This is a genomic window from Nonomuraea sp. NPDC050643 (assembly GCF_040654715.1).
In the GTDB taxonomy this organism is placed as follows: Bacteria; Actinomycetota; Actinomycetes; order Streptosporangiales; family Streptosporangiaceae; genus Nonomuraea.
Map to the genome: position 1 here is coordinate 37,714 of NZ_JBFAIM010000061.1, position 17,518 is coordinate 55,231.

Here is a 17,518-nt window from a genome sequence, read left to right on the forward strand (position 1 = left end):
ACGGCATGGGCCACGGGCATCACCACCACCATCACGATCACGACCACTCCCCAGAGGAGGACCAGGCTCCGGCGCGGGACCTGTCGATACCCGACGGCGACCTGTCGCCCGGGGAGTTGTCGCGGCGGCGCATGTTCCGGCGGGCCGGGCTGCTGGGGGCGGGCCTGACCGCCGCCGGGGTGCTGGGGGCGCCGGGTGCGGCGGCGGCCACCGGCCTCGATCGCGGCGGGCGGGAACCGCGGGGCGGCTACCTGTGGCTGGCCGGCGACCACCACATCCACACGCAGTACAGCTCCGACGCCGTCTACCGGGTCATCGACCAGGTACGCCACGGCAACGCGTACGGGCTGGGCTGGATGGTCATCACCGACCACGGCGGCGCCACGCACGCGAAGATCGGGGTGGACAAGGTCAACCCGGACATCGTCGCGGCCCGGGACGCGGTCAAGGACACACTGGTCTTCCAGGGGCTGGAATGGAACATCCCGGCCGCCGAGCACGGCACCGTGTTCGTCGCCCCGGGAGCGAACGAGGTGGCCACGCTCAAGGAGTTCGAGAACTCCTTCGACGGGTCCGTGAAGGGCGCGAGTTCCAACACGCCACAGAACGAGGCGCTGGCCATCGCCGGGCTGAACTTCCTGGCCGAGGCGGTCAGGCGGCGGCGCGTCCCCGACGCGCTGTTCCTCGCCAACCACCCCTCCAGGAAGGGCCTCGACTCGCCGCACGAGATCCGCGGGTGGCGCGACGCCCAGCCGTCCATCGCGGTCGGCATGGAGGGCGCGCCCGGGCACCAGGCCGCGGGCATCGCCAAGCCGAACGGCCCCGGCGGCGGGCGCGGCTTCTACGACAGCACCCCGGGCGCCGACTCCTTCGCCGGCTACCCGGCCGAGAGCTACAAGACCTTCGGCGGGTTCGACTGGATGACCTCGACCGTGGGCGGGCTCTGGGACAGCCTGCTGGCCGAGGGCAAGCCGTGGTGGATCACCGCGAACTCCGACGCCCACTGGGTGCACGGCGACACCAGCGACCGCGGCCCGGGCGGCGACTTCAACGCCAACGGCCGCTACGAGGACCCCGTCTACAAGGGCGTCACCAACCTCGGGTCCGGCGACTTCTGGCCCGGGTACTACAGCAAGACCCACGTCGGCGCCGAGGACTTCTCCTACCGCGCGGTCATGGACGGGCTGCGGGCCGGGCGCGTCTGGGTGGACCACGGCGGGCTGATCGGCGAGCTCGTCGTCCGGGCCAGGACGGCCGGGGCCGGGCAGAGCGGGGTGACGCTGGGCGGGACCCTGCTGGTGCGGCGCGGCGCCCAGGTCGAGCTGGCGATCGAGATCACCCTGGCCGGACGGCCGAACTGGGCGCAGTTCGTGCCGAAGCTGGCCCGGGTGGACGTCATCCAGGGCGACGTCACCGGAGCGGCCGCGGACAAGGACGTGTTCAGCACGCCGAACACGAAGGTCGTGCAGTCGTACGAGGTGAACAAGGACCGCGGGACCGTCACGTTCACCTACCGGCTCGGCGCCGTCGACCGGCCCGTGTACGTGCGGCTGCGCGGCACCGACGGCAGGCGGAGCGCCGTCGGGCTGATGGGCGCGGCGGTGGACCCGCACGGGCCGCAGATCGACGTGTACGGCGACGCCGACCCGTGGAACGACCTGTGGTTCTACAGCAACCCGATCTGGGTGCTGCCCCGCCGATGACGATCTTGGGTTTTGACGCGGGTTCGCGCACCCTGCCGGCCCTGCCGGAGCCGGTCGACCCGTCGCCGGTGGTGGCCTCCTGGGCGCTGGGTGACGCCGGCGCGGGGCCGCTGGCGGCGGGGGCGGCGCTGGCGGCGGCCCGCGCCGAGCCCGCGGCGACGACGGCCGACTGCCAGGAGCGCGCACGCCGCCGCCCGGCTCGTCACCCGGCGCGAGGTCGCCGAGGCGTACGACGACGACGCCGTACGCCACGCGGCCTTCCTCGCCGACCCCGGCTTCTACCGGACCATCGTCAAGCACCCCCTCGCCCGGCGGCCGGGCGACGGCACGGCCCGGCGCTCCCGGCTGCTCGCCGCGGCCGCCCACCGGCACCTGCGCCGGCTGGCGGGCGGATGCGGGAGCGACGGCCCGGTTCTCTACGCGCGGCTCGCGCCGGAGAGCCCCGAAGCGCTGCGCGTCGGCGAGCCGGGACGGGAACGGACCCTCGTCGAGGTGGACGGCGAGCCGGACGCCGCCCTGGAGGAACTGCGCGACCGCTACGAGAGCGCACCCTGGCCGCTGCGGGCCGAATACCTGGAGGACGCCCGGCTGGCGGCGGCCCGGCCGCGTCAGGAGATCTTCTGCGAGGTGCGGTCGAGCCCGTACAGCGAGCGGGTCACGATCGGCGGCCCCGCCCTGGCCCGGCTGCGGGAGGCGCTGTCGTCGGTGCTGCCCCTGTGGTGCCTGGCCGCCCACCTGGCCAGGCGCGGCGACCGCGACGCGGCCCGCGCGCTCGGCGACCTCCTGACCTGCCTCGCCGCCCGGGCGCTCCCCGGCGACGGCGGCGTCATCCGGCTGAGCGGGGCCGACGTGACCGCGGCCACCGCCGCGCTGTGGGCGGGCGAACGGCCCGGCCCCTGCCTGCCCGGCCCCGACCTGATGGCCGTGGGCGACGACCTGGGCCGGGCCACCTGGCTGCTCTCGGGCCTGCGCGACGACTGCCGCGACCTGTACGAAGGGCTCACCGGCAGGCTCCACCCCGCCCCCGACGTGCCACGGGACGACTTCCTGGCCCACCCGGGAGCGCCGGCGCTGCCGCCCCCGGAGATCGACCTGGGCGACCACACCCCGCGCGTCATGATCGACGACCTCATCTACCAGCGGGCCCGCTGGCGCCTGCCCCTTCCCGGGGAGCGCGGCGCCGACCCCTTCGACCGCTGGCTGGCCCTCCACCGCCTGTGCCGCGAACGCGGCCTGCCCCGGCACGCCTTCGTCCGCCACCCCGCCGACCCCCGCCCCCTCTACGTGGACTTCTGCGACCCCCTGGCCGTGGAGGACCTGGCCCGGCGGGAGCCCGCCGAGGTGCTGGTCACCGAGACGGTGCCCGGCCCGGGCGGGCACTGGTGGCGGGTGAACGGCGAGGCGCAGTGCGCCGAACTGCGGCTCGGCTGCCTCGTACGACCGGCTCCCCGGTAAATCGCTTGCCCCCGTAAACCGGGGGCTGGTGTAATCCCGGGCGGAAGCAACCCATGGATCAAGGAGACCCCGATGCGCGAAGCGTACGTGTCCTACCAGCGCCGATCATCCTTCGACCCAAAGGGCATGACGCTTCTTGACAGCCTCCGAGCATCGGACCACACCCTCTGACCCGTCCGTCCTGCGCCTGCTCCGTCCCGGACGGCGCTCCGCCGCCGCGCTCGCGGCGGCCGTCACCGCCGCCACCGCGCTCCCGCTGGCGGCGCCCCAGATCACCCGGCGCTTCGTCGACGACGCCATCGGCGGCGCCGGACTGCGGCACCTGACCCTCATCGCCCTCGGCTACCTCGCGCTCGCCGTCGCCGGCCAGGCCGCCAGGATGGTCACCGCCTGGCTGGCCAGCCGGCTCGCCTGGGACGGCACCAACCGCCTGCGCGAGCGCCTCGCCGGGCACGCGCTCGGCCTGGACCTCGACTTCCACGGCAGGCACACCCCCGGCGAGCTGATCGAGCGGGTGGACGGCGACGTCGTGGCGGTCGCCGACTTCGTCGTGGCGTTCCTGCTGGACGTCGTGGCCGGCGCACTGCTCCTCGCCGGGGTGGTCGTCGTCGTGTTCGGCGTCGACTGGCGCGTCGGCTGCGCGCTGCTGGCGTACTGCCTGCTCATCGGGTACGCCATGGCGCGCGCCCAGCGGCTCGCCGTGCCGTCGGCGGCCCGGTCCCGCGCGGCCGGCGCGACCCTGTTCGGCGCGCTCGAGGAGCGGCTGGCCGGGGCCGAGGACATCAGGGCCAACGGGGCCGGCGCGCACACCGTACGACGCTTCCACCAGGTCGGCGCCGCCCTCTTCCGGGCCGAGGAGCGCGACGCCCGGATCGGCACCGTGCTGCTGGCGGGCACCTCGGTGGCCTTCGCCGCCGGCACCGCGATCATGCTGGGGCTGGCCGCCTGGACCGTTCAGGCGGGCACGCTCACGGTCGGCACGGCGGTGCTGCTCTTCCAGTACACGCTCATGGTGCGGGCGCCGTTCGAGCGGCTGATCGACCAGATCAGGCGCTACCAGGCGGCGCTGGCCGGGCTGGCCCGCATCGGCGCGCTGCTGGCCGAGCGGCGCACGCTCGCCCCCGGCACCCGGCCGCTGCCTCCGTCGGGGCCGCTCGGCCTGCGCCTCGACGACGTCGCCTTCTCCTACCCCGGCGACGACGAGCAGGTGCTGTCGGGCGTCGGGCTCGCGCTGGCGCCCGGGGAGACGCTCGGGCTCGTCGGGCGCACGGGCAGCGGCAAGAGCACCGTGGCCCGGCTGGTGCTGCGGCTCTACGACCCCGTCGAAGGCGCGGTCCGGGTGGGCGGAGTGGACCTGCGCGAGGCCGATCCGGTGTCGCTGCGCGGCCGGGTCGGCATCGTCACGCAGGACGTCCAGCTCTTCGCCGGCAGCGTGCGGGACAACCTGACCCTGTTCCGGCCCACGCCCGGCGACGAACGGCTGCGCGAGGCGCTCACCCAGGTCGGGCTCGGCGCGTGGCTGGCCGCGCTGCCCGACGGGCTCGACACCGAACTGCGCGGCGTGTCGGCGGGCGAGGCGCAGCTCATCGCGTTCGCGCGGGCGTTCCTCGCCGACCCCGGGCTCGTGGTGCTCGACGAGGCGTCCAGCCGCCTCGACCCGGCCACCGAACGGCGCATCGAGGAGAGCGTCGACCGCCTGCTGACCGGCCGGACCGGCGTGATCATCGCGCACCGGCTGTCGTCGCTGGCGAAGGTGGACAAGATCGCGGTGCTCGACCAGGGCAAGGTCGTCGAGTACGGCCGCCGCGCCGACCTCGCCGCCGACCCCGGCAGCAGGTTCGGGCGGCTGCTGGACCTGGCGGGGGTGCGCCGGTGAAGCCGGTGATGCTGGTGGCCACCCGGCTGGCCACGTTCGACCTGCGCCGTTACGTGATCGGGGCGCTGCTGTGGCTGCCGGTCCACGTCATCCCGCTGGCCGGCGGGCTCGTGCTGCAGCGGGTCTTCGACCAGATCAGCGGGGACCAGCCGGCGACCCTGCGGGCGACGCTGTGGTTGTGCGCGGCCTTCGTCGGCGTGGAGGTCGTGCGCGGGGTGATCATCGTGGTCGCCTGGACGTACGGGGTGTACTGGTGGAACGCGGCGGCGACCCTGCTGCGCGCCAACGCGCTGCGCTCCGTCCTCACCGCGCGCGGGCCCGCCGCGGCCCGGCTGCCGCACTCGTCCGGCGAGTCCGTCGCCCGCATGCGCGACGACGTGGCCGACGCGGTGGACTTCACGGACGAGAGCGTCAGCCTGGCCGGCACGGTGCTGTTCGCCGCGGCGGCCCTGCCGATCATGGCCTCCGTCGATCCCGTCATCACGCTGGTGCTGGTGGCGCCGATGCTCGCGGTGGGCGTGCTGAGCAGGACGATGCGGCGTACCGTGGCGCGGTTGCACCGGCGGGCCAGGGGGCTCGGCGCGGCCGTCACGGCGTACGTGGGGGAGGTCTTCGGCGGCGTGCTCGCGATCAAGAGCGCCGGGGCCGAGGCCGCGGCGCTGGAACGGCTGCGCGCGCACAACCGGCGGCGGCGCGACGCCGCGGTCAAGGACCGGCTGGCGACCGACGTGCTGGACGCCGCCACGACCACCACCGTCGAACTCGGCATCGGGCTCGTCCTGCTGCTCGCCGCGCCCGCCATGGCCCGCGGCGACTTCACCGTGGGCGACCTGGCGCTGTTCACCAGCTACATCGGCTGGCTGACGGCGCTTCCCCGGACGATCGGCACGATCCTCTACCGCCTGCCCCAGGCCGCCGTCGCGACCGAGCGGCTCACCCGGCTCATGGCGGCGCACGAGGACGCCGGCGACCTGTCGCGCGGCGCCGAGGTCTGGCTGCGCCGCGACCCGCCCCCGGCTCCGCAGCCCGCCCGGCACGCCGACCCGCTCCAGGTGCTCGAAGCGCGCGGCCTGACCGTGCGCGGGGTGCTGCACGGCGTCGACCTGCGCGTCGAACGCGGCTCGTTCACGGTCGTCACCGGCGCCGTCGGCGCGGGCAAGACCACCCTGGTACGCGCCCTGCTCGGCCTGCTGCCCCTCGACGCGGGCACGATCACCTGGAACGGCACGCCGATCGACGACCCCGGCACGTTCCTCGTCCCCGGCCGGGCCGCCTACGCCGGCCAGGTGCCCCGGCTGTTCTCCGCGACCCTGCGGGAGAACCTGCTGCTCGGCCTGCTGACCGGCAGGGCCACGGGCGACGACGAGGCGCGGCGGGCGCTGGAACTGGCGGCGTTCGAGCGGGACCTGGCCGCGATGCCGGACGGGCTGGGCACGGTCGTCGGGCCGCGCGGCACACGGCTGTCCGGCGGCCAGGCGCAGCGGGCCACCGTCGCCCGCGCGCTCGTGCGCGAGCCCGACCTGCTGGTGGTGGACGACGTGTCGTCCGCGCTGGACGTCGAGACCGAGCGGCTGCTGTGGGAGCGGATCGCCGGGCGCGGGCCCGGGACGGTCCTGGTCGTCTCGCATCGGCAGGCCGCGCTCGAGCGCGCCGACCAGGTGATCGTCCTGGACCGGGGGCGCGTCGCCGGGCGCGGGCCGCTCGGCGAACTGCTGACGACGTGCCCGGAGATGCGGCGGCTGTGGCACGCCGAACGGTTCGCCGAGGCGGAGGAGCAGGCGGGCGACTGAGGCCCGGCCGGGCCAGGTGATCAGCCCGGCCGGGCCGGTGGGCGGGGTGGCGGGGAGCGGAGCAGGTCTGGGGCTGGGGCACCATAGAGCTGTGACACCAAGCACCACAGAGGTCGCGGAGCTCGCCGGACTCGTCGCCGAGGGCGGGGTGGCGGTGCTCAGCGGGGCCGGCCTGTCGACCGAGTCGGGGATCCCCGACTACCGGGGCGTGACGGGCCGGGCCCGGCGGGCGGACCCGATGACGTACCAGCGGTTCGTCGGCAGCGCGGAGGCGCGGCGGCGCTACTGGGCGCGCAGCCACGTCGGCTGGCGGCAGATCGGCCTGGCGCGCCCCAACGACGGGCACCGGGCCGTGGCCGAGCTGGAGCGGCGCGGCCTGTTGACCGGCATCGTCACCCAGAACGTGGACGGCCTGCACCAGGCGGCCGGCGCGCGCGGAGTGATCGAGCTGCACGGCGGGCTCGACCGCGTGGTCTGCCTGTCGTGCCGGGAGCGCACCTCCCGCGCCGAGCTGGAGCGCCGGCTGCGCGCGGCCAACCCCGCCTGGGAGGCCGGCAGCCGGCCCGGCCCCATCGGCGGGAGCGACCCCGACAACCGGATCAACCCCGACGGCGACGCCGTGCTCACCGACGAGCAGGTCGCCGGCTTCCAGGTGGTCGACTGCACCGGCTGCGGCGGGCTGCTCAAGCCCGACGTGGTGTTCTTCGGCGAGAACGTGCCCAAGCCGCGCGTGGACGAATGCTTCTCCGTCGTGGGCGGGGCACGGGCGCTGCTCGTGCTCGGGTCGTCGCTGGCGGTCAGGTCGGGGCTGCGGTTCGTCACCAGGGCGGCCGCGCTCGGCCTGCCCATCGCGATCGTCAACCAGGGCCCGACCGGCGGCGACGCCGACGCCGCCCTCACCCTGAACGCCCCGCTCGGCCCCACCCTGACCGCCCTCACCACCAGCCTCACCACCCGGTTCGGCACCGGCGGCGGCGAGCGTACGGTCGCGGCCGGGGCAGAATAGGGCGCATGCCTCCTCGTTCCTGCCCCTGCGGCCTGCCCGCCCCCTACCAGGACTGCTGCGGCAGGCTGCACCGGGGAGAGGCGGCGGCCACCACGGCCGAGCAGCTCATGCGCTCCCGCTTCAGCGCGTTCGGCGTGGGCGACGAGCCCTACCTGCTGCGCACCTGGCACCCCTCCACCCGCCCGCCCCGGGTCGGCCTGGACAAGCGGGTGCGGTGGGTGCGGCTCGAGGTGCTGGAGAGCACCGGCGGCAGCGTCGTGCACACCGAGGGCACGGTCCGCTTCCGCGCCCACTACCTCGACCGCGGCGATCCGGGCGAGGTGGAGGAGAACAGCCGGTTCGTCCGCGCCGAGGGCCGCTGGGTCTACACCGGCCCGGTCTGAGCGACGGGCTTGCGGGCCACCGCCCCGACGAACGTGTGGTACGTGATCCCGGGCTCGGCCGTGTCCTCCGAGTCCGGACGCCACTCCGGCAGCGGCACCAGCCCCGGCTCCAGCAGCTCCAGCCCGTCGAAATAGGCCAGGATCTCCTCCCGCGTGCGCCACCGCCCCGTCCCCAGCGTCTCGTTGAAGATCCGCTCGGCCGTGAACGCCTGCTTGGACACCTCAGGAAGGGCCGGGCCCGGGTTGTGGAAGTGGGAGAGCGCCAGGTAGCTGCCGGGCGGCAGGTGGCCCATCATGCGGGCGGCGATCCCGGCCGGGTCCTCGTCGTCGGCCAGGTGGTGCAGGATCGCGAACATCAGCAGCCCCACCGGCCGCGAGAAGTCGAGGAGCCGCCGGACCTCGGGATGGCCGACGATCGCGTCCGGGTCTCTCAGGTCGGCCTTCACGACCGTGGTGGTCTCGTCCACGGCGAGCAGCGCCCGGCCGTGGACCAGCACGACCGGGTCGTTGTCGACGTAGACCACCCGGGTGCCGCCGGCGGCGGACTGGGCGATCTCGTGGACGTTGCCCAGCGTCGGCAGCCCCGAGCCGATGTCCAGGAACTGGCGGATGCCCGCCTCCGCCGCCAGGAAACGGACCACCCGCCCGAGGAACTCCCGGTTGGCCCGCGCGGACTCGGGCGCGTCCGGGGCGATCTGCAGGGCGAGTTGCGCCATGCGCCGGTCGGCCTCGTAGTTGTCCTTGCCACCGAGCATGAAGTCATAGACGCGGGAGATGTTGGGCTTGGTGGTGTCGACCCCTCGTGGCGCCTGCTCTCGCTCGCCGCCGGCCACGTTGTCGGCCCTGTTGTCAGCCGCGCCGTCGGCCCTGTTGTCGGCCACTGTGGGCTCCTTCGGGTACGCCGATTCGCATGATCGTACTGCGGATATGCTGAAATGTCGGGTATTCGGCAGCAATCGCGCGACACGATGGACAGGCTCAGGCCGAATCGCGGATGACCAGCTCGGTGGGCAGTATCACGGGCTCGACGTGACCGGCCCCGTCGATGAGCGCCAGCAGCAGCCGGACCGTCTCCTGCGCCATCTCCGCCAGCGGCTGCCGGATCGTCGTCAGCGGCGGATGCGTCGACAGCGCCACGGGTGAGTCGTCGAAGCCGCCCACCGCCACGTCGTCGGGCACGCGCCGCCCGGCCGCCCGCAACGCGGCCAGCGCCCCCGCCGCCATCAGGTCGGAGGCCACGAACACGGCGTCGATGTCGGGCGTGCGCCCGAGCAGCTCGGTCATCGCCCGCTCGCCGCTGGCCTGTGTCCAGTCACCGTGGGCGATCAGCTTCGAGGTCGCCTTGCGCCCGAGCACGTCGGCGAACCCTTCGAGCCGCTGGATGCCGCCCGGCGTGTCCATCGGCCCGGTGATCATGGCGATGCGCCTGCGGCCGAGGCCGACGAAGTATTCGGTCATCTGGCGGGCGCCGAGGCGCTCGTCGGCGGCGGCGTACGGGATGACGGTCTCGCGGCCGATGACCGCGCCGCAGGAGACGGCGGGCGGGCCGGTGCGCAGGGCGTCGAGCAGCGGGTCGCCCGCGTGCGTCGAGACCAGCAGCACGCCGTCGGCGTGGCCGCCGCGCACGTAGCGCACCACCCGCTCGCGGTCGCCCTCGTCACCCGCCAGCATCATCACCAGCGACAGGTCGCGCTCGGCCAGCATCCGGATGGACACCCGGATGAGCGTGCTGTAGTTGGGGTCCTCGAACAGCTTCTCGTGCGGCTCCGACAGGACCATGACGATCGAGCCCGTACGCTGCGTGACCAGGCTGCGGGCGGCGCGGTTGACCACGTAACCGGTTTCCGAGATGGCCCTCTCGATGGCCACGCGCGCCGCCGGGCTCACGTATTTGTCCCCGTTGAGCAGGCGGGACACCGTGCCGCGGGACACGCCCGCGGCGGCGGCGACATCGTGGATCGTTGGGCGCTTCATTTGACGGCTCCGGAGGACAGGTCGGTCTTCCAGTATCGCTGCATCGTGAGGAAGAGCGCGATCAACGGCACGATCGACAGCAGCGCGCCCGTCAGGATCAGGTTGTAGAGCGAGGGCTGGTTCGCCCCGGCGGCCAGCAGCGTGTACAGGCCGACCGTGAGCGGGAACTTGCCGTCGTCGCCGAGCATGATGAACGGCAGCAGGAAGTTGTTCCAGATCGCCACGAACTGGAACAGGAAGATCGTCACCATGCCCGGCACCATCAGCGGTATCGCCACCCGCGCCATCAGGTGCCACTCGCCGGCCCCGTCGATCCGCCCCGCCTCCAGCAGGGAGTCGGGGATGGCCGCGGCGGCGTAGATGCGGGCCAGATAGATGCTGTACGGGTGCAGGATCTGCGGCAGCAGGACCGCCCAGTACGAGTCCGCCAGCCCGATCTTGGAGAACAGCAGGTACTGCGGGATCGCCAGCACCACGGCCGGCACCAGGATGCCGCCGATGAGCAGGTTGAAGATCACGTCCCGGCCGGGGAAGCGGTATTTCGCCAGCGTGTAGCCGGAGATCGCCGAGACCACGGTGGACAGCAGCGCGCCGCCGCCCGCGTAGATCAGCGTGTTGCCGGCCCAGAGCCAGAACACGCCGTCCCGGTAGGCGAACAGCTCGGCGATGTTGTCCAGGAAACCGGTTCCGAAGGACAGCGTCGAGGTGCTGAACAGCTCGCCCGGCGACTTGGTGGCCGCGATCAGCACCCAGAGCACCGGGAACAGGCAGTAGATCGCGCCGATGAGCAGCAGCGCCGTCGGCACCACGCCGATCGTGCCGCCCGCGCCCGGCCGGGCCCGCCGATGTGCGGTGGTGGCGGCTTTGTCACCGGTGACCGTGGCCATCAGCCCTCCCCGAAGGCGCGGTTGCGGACCACGCGCAGGAATCCGAACGACAGGACGAGTGAGATCGCGGCGATGACGATCGAGGTGGCGGCGGCCGAGTACAGGTCACCGGTGACGAACGCGTCGCGGTAGACCTTCATGAGCGGGCTCCAGGTGGAGCTGATCGTGTTGGTCAGCGGGCGCAGGGTGGTGGGCTCGGTGAACACCTGGATCGTCGCGATGATCGAGAACACCGTGGTCAGGATGATCGCCGGGGTCAGGATCGGGATCTTGACGCGCAGCGCGATCTGCAGCTCGGAGGCGCCGTCGAGGCGGGCGGCCTCGTACAGGTCGCGGGGGATCGCGCGGAGCGTGGTGTAGAGCACGAGCATGTTGAAGCCGACCCCGCCCCACACCGCCACGTTCGCCATCGAGTACGTGACGGTGGTGGCGCCCAGGAAGTCGACGTCCAGGATCGCCGTGAACGGGCTGAGCGAGGGCAGGTAGAGAAAGCCCCACAGCAGGGTGGCCGCCACGCCCGGCACCGCGTACGGCAGGAAGATCGCGATCCGGGAGAACCGGGCCAGCCGCACCCGCGCCGTGTCCAGCAGCAGCGCGAACAGCAGCGCCAGCCCCAGCATCACGGCCAGCACCAGCGCTCCGTAGCCGAGCACGCGCAGCCATCCGTGCCACAGTTCGGAATCGGAGAGGGCGGCGGCGAAGTTCTCGAACCCGACGAACACCTCCCGGCGCGCCCCCCTGCCCAGCCCCAGCCCCGAGACCTTGGTACGGCGCATCGCCAGATGGACGGTGTAGCCGATGGGCACCGCGAGGAACAGCGTGAACAGCACGATCGCGGGGGTCAGGAACAGATACGGCCAGACCCCCCTCTCCGACCTTTTCACGAGGCGAGCTGGAAGCCGGACTTGCGCATGTCGGCGACGGTGGCGTCCTGCATGCCCTGCACGGCCTCGGAGAACGGGGTGCCGCTTTGCAGCGCCTTGTCGAAGCCGTCCTTGAACGCGTTGTAGGTCACGCCGACGTTCGGGCCGAAGGTGAAGCCGCGGGCTCCGGCGGACACGGCCGCGGCCTGCTGCCAGAAGTCGGGCTGGTTGGCGAAGTAGTCGGGCGCCGCGCCGAGCGCGGACTGCGCCTTGGTGGCGGCCGGGTAGATCGCGGCCTCCTTGACCAGCAGGTCGATGGCGGCCGGGTCGGTGTTGAGCCAGGTGGCGAACTGCGCGGCGGCGGCCTTGTTCGGCGTCTTGGCCGACACGGCGGTGGAGGAGCCGCCCCAGAAGCCGCTGAAGCTCTCGCCGGCGTTCCACTGCGGCAGCGGCGCCGCCGCCCACTTGCCCTTGGCCTTGGGCGCGTTGCTCGACAGCACGCCCGGCGCCCACACCGCGGACGGCCAGGTCAGCAGCTTGCCGTCGTTGAGCGCCTTGTTCCACTCGGGCGTGAAGTACGGCATGTCGTCGATCACGCCCTCCTTGACCAGCCCGCCCCAGAAGTCGGCGACCTTCTTGGTGGGCTCGTCGGCGATGTTCACCTTCCACGACTCGCCGCTGATCGACCACCACTGCGCCCCGGCCTGCTGCGCCAGACCTGTGAACGCTCCCGGGTCCTTGCTGGAGAACGTCCCGAGGTACGCCTTCGGATCCTTCTCGCGCAGTTGTCTGGCCGCGTCGCCGTACTCCTGCCAGGTCGCCGGCACCTTGAGCCCGTGCTTGTCGAACAGGTCCTTGCGGTAGAAGAGCATCATCGGGCCGCTGTCCTGCGGGATGCCGTAGACGGCGTCGGTGCCCAGCGTCACCAGGCCCCACAGGCCCTCGGTGAACTCGCCCTTGATCGAGGCGGTCTCGGCCTTGAGGTCGGCCACCGCGTCGGCGGCGATGAACGACGGCAGGTGCTGATACTCGGCCTGTACCAGGTCGGGCGGGTTGCCGGCCTTGGCGGCGGTGAGGAACTTGGCCGAGGCGTCGTCGCCGCCGGCCTGCTTGCTGACCGTCACCTGGATGTCCGGGTGGGCCTGGTTCCAGACCGCGGCGATCTTGTCCATGTTGGGGGCCCAGGTCCAGTACGTGAGCTTGACCGGTCCCTGGGCGGCGGCGGTGGTGCTCGGCGCCGCCTCGGGGCTCTCGGCGGGCTCGGTGGACCCGCAGCTCGCGAGGGTGGCCGTGAGTGCGACGGCCAGGGCTGCTCCAAGGCGGTTGGCGCGCATGCGTACCTCCAGAAGGTTCTGTGAACGTGCACAGAGTGGAACAGGGCCGAAACGGCCGTCAAGGGGTCGTTACGTTCTCGTTAACGTCCCAGCGTCAGCAACGAATTGCTGGCCGATGGTTCCCTGCGGGGCCTGGTGCGCATTACTGTGCACGTTCACAGAAGCTTTTCTAGGGGGATGGATGTATCCGGAGCGTCCTGCCGGTATCGCCTATGGCGGGGACTACAACCCCGAGCAGTGGCCGCGCGAGGTCCTGGAAGAGGACGTGGTCCTCATGCGCGAGGCCGGGGTCAACCTGGTCAGCCTGGGCATGTTCTCGTGGGCGCTGATGGAGCCCGGGCCGGGGCGCTACGCGTTCGGCTGGCTGGACGAGATCATCGACCGCCTGCACGAGGGGGGCGTGGCCGTCGGCCTGGCCACGCCGACCGCCGCCCCGCCGGCCTGGTTCGTCGCCCGGCACCCCGACGTGCTGCCGGTGACCAGGGAGGGCCGGCGGATCGGGTTCGGCGGCCGGCAGAGCGCCTGCTCCAGCGCGCCGGCCTTCCGTGAGGCGACCGCCGGCCTGGTGCGCGCGATGGGCGAGCACTACCGCGACCATCCGGCCGTCGTGATGTGGCACGTGCACAACGAGTACGGCGCCCCGCTCGGCGAGTGCTACTGCGAGCACAGTGTGACCGCCTGGCGGGACTGGCTCCGCCACACCTATCGCGACCTCTCGGCCTTGAACGAGGCCTGGGGCACCACCTTCTGGGGCCAGACCTACACCGACTGGTCCGAGATCGACGCCCCCCGCGCCAACCACACGGTCATCAACCCCGCCCAGAGCCTCGACTACGCCCGCTTCAGCGACGGCCAGCACCGCGAGCACTACGCGCTCCAGCGCGACATCCTGCGCGAACTCGCCCCCGGCGTGCCGGTGACCACGAACTTCGCCGGCACCGTCAACTGCAAGTCCGCCGACCTGTGGCAGTGGGCCCGGGAGCTGGACGTGGTCGCCAACGACCACTACCTCAAGGCCGAGCGGCCGGACAACCACATCGACCTGGCCATGTCCGCCGACCTGGCACGGTCGGTGGCGGGCGGCGCGCCCTGGATGCTGATGGAGCACTCGGCGGGGGCGGTCAACTGGCAGCCGCGCAACATCGCCAAGCGGCCCGGCGAGATGCGCCGCAACAGCCTGGCGCACGTGGCCCGCGGCTCCGACAGCGTGCTGTTCTTCCAGTGGCGGGCCTCGCGGTTCGGGGCCGAGAAGTTCCACTCGGGGCTGGTGCCGCACGCCGGCACGGACTCCGAGCAGTGGCGCGAGGTCGTGCGGCTCGGCGCGGACCTGCGCGCGCTCGCCGGGGTGCGCGGGTCGCGGGTGGGGGCCGAGGTGGCGATCGTGTGGGACTGGGAGTCGTACTGGGCGCTGGAGCTGGACTGGCGGCCGTCGGTGGACCTGACGTTCAGGGAGCGGGTGGACGCCTTCTACGAGGCGCTGTGGCGGGAGCATGTGACGGTGGACTTCGTCCACCCTTCCTCCGATATTTCGGGATATCGGGTGGTGGTGGCGCCCAGCTCGTACCTGCTGACCGAGGCGTCCGCCAAGAACCTGCACCGGTACGTCGAAGCAGGCGGCAACCTGCTCGTGTCGTACTTCTCCGGCATCGTCGACGAGCACGACACCGTGCACCCCGGCGCCCACCCCGGCGCGCTGCGCGAGCTGCTCGGCCTGTCGATCGAGGAGTTCCACCCGCTGCGCGAGCACGAGACGGTGACGCTGGCCGGCGGCGAGCGCGCCCGCGTCTGGTCCGAGCGGGTCCGCCCGGCGGGGGCGCGCGCCGTACGGGACTTCGCCGACGGGCCCGACGCCGGGCATCCCGCCTTCACCCGCCACGACCTCGGCGCCGGCACCGCCTGGTACCTGGCCACCGCCCCCGTCACCGGCCTGCGCGACCTGCTCGCGCAGGTGCTCGACCACGCGAACGTGTCCCGTCCGCGCGGCCTCCCCGAGACCCTCGAACTGGTGCGCAGGGGCGGCCACGTCTTCCTGATCAACCACGGCGAGGAGCCCGTCACCGTCGAGGGGGTGAGCGGCACGAGCGTGTTCGACGGAGTGCGCCACGACGGGCCGGTCACCGTCGCGCCGGGCGCGGTCACCGTCGTCGTGGCATCCCCCCACCCCTAGGGAGACCCCGATGAAACGCATCCTGACCGCGCTGCTGTTACTCGCCGCCGTCCTGGTCGCGCAGCAGCCGGCGCACGCCCACGCCCGACTGCCGATCAGGGGCGCCGACATCTCCAGCCTGGCCAAGTCGGAGGCGTACGGCGGCGTCTACCGCGACGCCCGCGGGCGCAGAGGCGACGCGCTGCGCATCCTGTCGCAGGCGGGCCTCAACTACATCAGGCTCAAGGTCTGGGTGAACCCGGCCGACGGCTACAACACCAAGACCCAGGTGCTCGCGGTGGCCAGGCGGGCCAAGGCGCAGGGCATGAAGCTGCTGGTCGACTTCCACTACTCCGACACCTGGGCCGACCCCGGCAAGCAGTTCAAGCCGGCCGCCTGGGAGGCGCTGCCGTTCGAGCGGCTCACGCGGGCCGTGTACGACCACACGTACGACGTGCTCAACGCCCTGCGCCGGCAGGGCACCACGGCCGACATGGTGCAGATCGGCAACGAGATCAACGGCGGCCTGCTCTGGCCCGACGGCTCCAACGCGAACTGGCCCAACACGGCCGCGCTGCTGAACGCCGGCTTCGACGCGGCCAAGAGGGTGTCCCGCTCGACCAAGGTCGTGCTGCACCTGGCCAACGGCGGCGACAACGGCCTGTACCGGTGGTGGTTCGACAACGCGAACACCCACGGCATCCGGTACGACGTCATCGGCCTGTCGTACTACGGCTACTGGCACGGCACGCTGGAGGCCTTCCAGGCCAACATCAACGACGTGGCCACCCGGTACCGCAGGCCCGTGGTCGTGGTGGAGACCGCCTACCCGTTCACGACGGCCGACGACGACGCCTGGGAGAACATCATCACCTCGCCCGAGCCGTACCCCGGCTACCAGGCCACCCCGGAGGGACAGTCCGCGATGCTCACCCGGGTCGCCGACATCGTCCGCGCCGTGCCGGACGGCCTGGGCCTCGGCCTGTTCACCTGGGAGGCCACCTGGACCGGCGTCAAGGGCAACGGCTGGGACCCGGCCGACCCGACGACCGGCAACGGCTGGGAGAACCAGGCGTTGTTCGACTACGACGACCGTGCCCTCCCGGCGATGAAGGTCCTCGGCCACCTCTGACCGAAGCCCCGGGCAAGGCCACCCCCGCCCGGCCGCTTCGGGCGGGGGCCGCCTCACGCACGGTCACGCGAGGTCAGCGCCTACCGTTGGACCTGGACGGGATCGCGATCCCGGAAGGCGCGGTCGTCTACATGTGCGGGCCCGTGCCGTTCATGCGGGCCGCCCGCACCCGGCTCATCGCGGCCGGGGTCGCGCCGCGCGACATCCACTACGAGGTCTTCGGCCCCGACCTGTGGCTGGGCGCGGCCTGACCCGGAACCGCCGCGCGATGACGGCCGGGGACTGGGGATCGCGTGCCGGGTTCTGCATGATGAACGCATGACGATCGACGAACTGCTCACCACCACCCGCAGCGTGCGCAAGCGCCTCGACCTCACCCGCCCCGTCCCGATGGAGCTGGTACGGGAGTGCCTGGAGATCGCCCTCCAGGCCCCCACCGGCGGGAACCGGCAGGGCTGGCACTGGATCGTGGTGACCGACCCCGAGCTGCGCAAGGTCATCGGCGGCTACTACGAGCGCTCGTGGCGCGGCTACTACGAGTCCGGCTCCTCCGCCACGTCGATGTTCAAGGACGACCCAGTGCGGGCGGCGGCCCAGCACCGCGTGTCCGACAGCGCCACCTACCTGGCCGAGCACATGCACGAGGTGCCCGTCCTGGTGATCGGCTGCCTCAGGGTCGGGGACGGCCTGCCCCCGGGCAGCCAGGCGGGGCTGTGGGGCTCGCTGCTGCCGGCCGCCTGGAGCTACATGCTGGCCGCCCGCGCCCGGGGGCTCGGCAGCGCGTGGACCACGCTGCACCTGGCGTACGAGAGCGAGGTCGCCGAGCTGCTCGGCATCCCCGCCGACGTCCGGCAGGGGGTGCTGCTGCCGACCGCGTACTACACCGGCGAGACCTTCAGGCCCGCCGCCCGGCAACCGCTGGACGAGGTGCTCCACGTCGATCACTGGTAACGCCCGCGCGGCGGGCGC

General features: G+C 72.8%; 14 protein-coding genes and 1 pseudogene. 10 read left to right on the forward strand and 5 right to left on the reverse strand.

Annotated features, from left to right (window positions below):
• Nucleotides 1-5: 5 nt before the first annotated feature.
• The 6 genes from AB0I15_RS50385 (at nucleotide 6) to AB0I15_RS50410 (ending at nucleotide 8,213) form a co-directional block, all read left to right on the forward strand.
• Nucleotides 6-1,703: a histidinol-phosphatase gene (locus AB0I15_RS50385; RefSeq protein ID WP_358113567.1), complete on the forward strand. Its 1,698-nt coding sequence runs from the start codon at nucleotides 6-8 to the stop codon at nucleotides 1,701-1,703.
• A 90-nt stretch (nucleotides 1,704-1,793) separates the two neighbouring features.
• Entirely contained in the window at nucleotides 1,794-3,158 is a 1,365-nt protein-coding gene (locus tag AB0I15_RS50390; RefSeq protein ID WP_358113569.1) for a hypothetical protein, read from the forward strand.
• A gap of 136 nt (nucleotides 3,159-3,294) precedes the next feature.
• Complete coding sequence (locus AB0I15_RS50395) at nucleotides 3,295-5,034, forward strand: ABC transporter ATP-binding protein (protein WP_358113571.1); 1,740 nt, start codon at nucleotides 3,295-3,297, stop codon at nucleotides 5,032-5,034.
• Nucleotides 5,031-6,824, forward strand: a complete 1,794-nt coding sequence (locus tag AB0I15_RS50400) for an ABC transporter ATP-binding protein (protein ID WP_358113572.1) — start codon at nucleotides 5,031-5,033, stop codon at nucleotides 6,822-6,824. The genes AB0I15_RS50395 and AB0I15_RS50400 overlap by 4 nt, the downstream gene beginning before the upstream one ends.
• 91 nt (nucleotides 6,825-6,915) lie before the next feature.
• Nucleotides 6,916-7,830 carry an NAD-dependent protein deacetylase gene (locus AB0I15_RS50405; protein WP_358113574.1) on the forward strand — a complete coding sequence of 305 codons (915 nt, stop codon included), beginning with the start codon at nucleotides 6,916-6,918 and terminating at the stop codon, nucleotides 7,828-7,830.
• A gap of 5 nt (nucleotides 7,831-7,835) precedes the next feature.
• Nucleotides 7,836-8,213, forward strand: a complete 378-nt coding sequence (locus AB0I15_RS50410) for a YchJ family metal-binding protein (RefSeq protein WP_358113576.1) — start codon at nucleotides 7,836-7,838, stop codon at nucleotides 8,211-8,213.
• Here the strand turns inward: AB0I15_RS50410 and AB0I15_RS50415 are convergent.
• The 5 genes from AB0I15_RS50415 to AB0I15_RS50435 all read right to left on the reverse strand — a co-directional run bounded on the left by AB0I15_RS50415 (nucleotide 8,195) and on the right by AB0I15_RS50435 (nucleotide 13,271).
• Nucleotides 8,195-9,094: an SAM-dependent methyltransferase gene (locus AB0I15_RS50415; protein WP_358113578.1), complete on the reverse strand. Its 900-nt coding sequence runs from the start codon at nucleotides 9,092-9,094 to the stop codon at nucleotides 8,195-8,197. The two genes, AB0I15_RS50410 and AB0I15_RS50415, sit on opposite strands and share 19 nt — an antisense overlap.
• Nucleotides 9,095-9,191: 97 nt before the next feature.
• Nucleotides 9,192-10,187, reverse strand: a complete 996-nt coding sequence (locus AB0I15_RS50420; RefSeq protein WP_358113580.1) for a LacI family DNA-binding transcriptional regulator — start codon at nucleotides 10,185-10,187, stop codon at nucleotides 9,192-9,194.
• The gene (locus AB0I15_RS50425; protein WP_358113582.1) at nucleotides 10,184-11,074 is read right to left on the reverse strand and encodes a carbohydrate ABC transporter permease; all 891 of its coding nucleotides are present in this window, start codon (nucleotides 11,072-11,074) and stop codon (nucleotides 10,184-10,186) included. Before AB0I15_RS50425 ends, AB0I15_RS50420 begins: the two co-directional genes overlap by 4 nt.
• A complete protein-coding gene (locus AB0I15_RS50430; RefSeq protein WP_358113584.1) occupies nucleotides 11,074-11,958 on the reverse strand; it encodes a sugar ABC transporter permease in 885 nt (294 codons plus the stop codon). Before AB0I15_RS50430 ends, AB0I15_RS50425 begins: the two co-directional genes overlap by 1 nt.
• Entirely contained in the window at nucleotides 11,955-13,271 is a 1,317-nt protein-coding gene (locus AB0I15_RS50435) for an extracellular solute-binding protein (RefSeq protein ID WP_358113586.1), read from the reverse strand. Before AB0I15_RS50435 ends, AB0I15_RS50430 begins: the two co-directional genes overlap by 4 nt.
• A 181-nt stretch (nucleotides 13,272-13,452) precedes the next feature.
• Here AB0I15_RS50435 and AB0I15_RS50440 point away from each other — a divergent pair, with 181 nt between their 5' ends.
• The 4 genes and pseudogenes from AB0I15_RS50440 to AB0I15_RS50455 all read left to right on the forward strand — a co-directional run bounded on the left by AB0I15_RS50440 (nucleotide 13,453) and on the right by AB0I15_RS50455 (nucleotide 17,500).
• On the forward strand, nucleotides 13,453-15,438 hold the full coding sequence (locus AB0I15_RS50440; RefSeq protein WP_358113588.1) for a beta-galactosidase: 1,986 nt from the start codon (nucleotides 13,453-13,455) through the stop codon (nucleotides 15,436-15,438).
• A 10-nt stretch (nucleotides 15,439-15,448) separates the two neighbouring features.
• On the forward strand, nucleotides 15,449-16,549 hold the full coding sequence (locus tag AB0I15_RS50445) for an arabinogalactan endo-1,4-beta-galactosidase (protein WP_358113590.1): 1,101 nt from the start codon (nucleotides 15,449-15,451) through the stop codon (nucleotides 16,547-16,549).
• Nucleotides 16,550-16,635: 86 nt separating this feature from the next.
• A pseudogene (locus AB0I15_RS50450) lies at nucleotides 16,636-16,800 on the forward strand (hemin transporter); the annotation flags it as partial.
• Nucleotides 16,801-16,867: 67 nt separating this feature from the next.
• Nucleotides 16,868-17,500 carry a nitroreductase family protein gene (locus AB0I15_RS50455; RefSeq protein ID WP_358113592.1) on the forward strand — a complete coding sequence of 211 codons (633 nt, stop codon included), beginning with the start codon at nucleotides 16,868-16,870 and terminating at the stop codon, nucleotides 17,498-17,500.
• Nucleotides 17,501-17,518 lie beyond the last annotated feature (18 nt).

Excerpts from the sequence above, each read along its gene's own strand:
- AB0I15_RS50440 (WP_358113588.1), top strand. The coding sequence starts at position 13,453 with ATGTATCCGGAGCGTCCTGCCGGTATCGCCTATGGCGGGGACTACAAC.
- AB0I15_RS50445 (WP_358113590.1), top strand. The coding sequence starts at position 15,449 with ATGAAACGCATCCTGACCGCGCTGCTGTTACTCGCCGCCGTCCTGGTC.
- AB0I15_RS50455 (WP_358113592.1), top strand. The coding sequence starts at position 16,868 with ATGACGATCGACGAACTGCTCACCACCACCCGCAGCGTGCGCAAGCGC.
- AB0I15_RS50435 (WP_358113586.1), bottom strand. The coding sequence starts at position 13,271 with ATGCGCGCCAACCGCCTTGGAGCAGCCCTGGCCGTCGCACTCACGGCC.
- AB0I15_RS50425 (WP_358113582.1), bottom strand. The coding sequence starts at position 11,074 with ATGGCCACGGTCACCGGTGACAAAGCCGCCACCACCGCACATCGGCGG.
- AB0I15_RS50385 (WP_358113567.1), top strand. The coding sequence starts at position 6 with ATGGGCCACGGGCATCACCACCACCATCACGATCACGACCACTCCCCA.
- AB0I15_RS50420 (WP_358113580.1), bottom strand. The coding sequence starts at position 10,187 with ATGAAGCGCCCAACGATCCACGATGTCGCCGCCGCCGCGGGCGTGTCC.
- AB0I15_RS50410 (WP_358113576.1), top strand. The coding sequence starts at position 7,836 with ATGCCTCCTCGTTCCTGCCCCTGCGGCCTGCCCGCCCCCTACCAGGAC.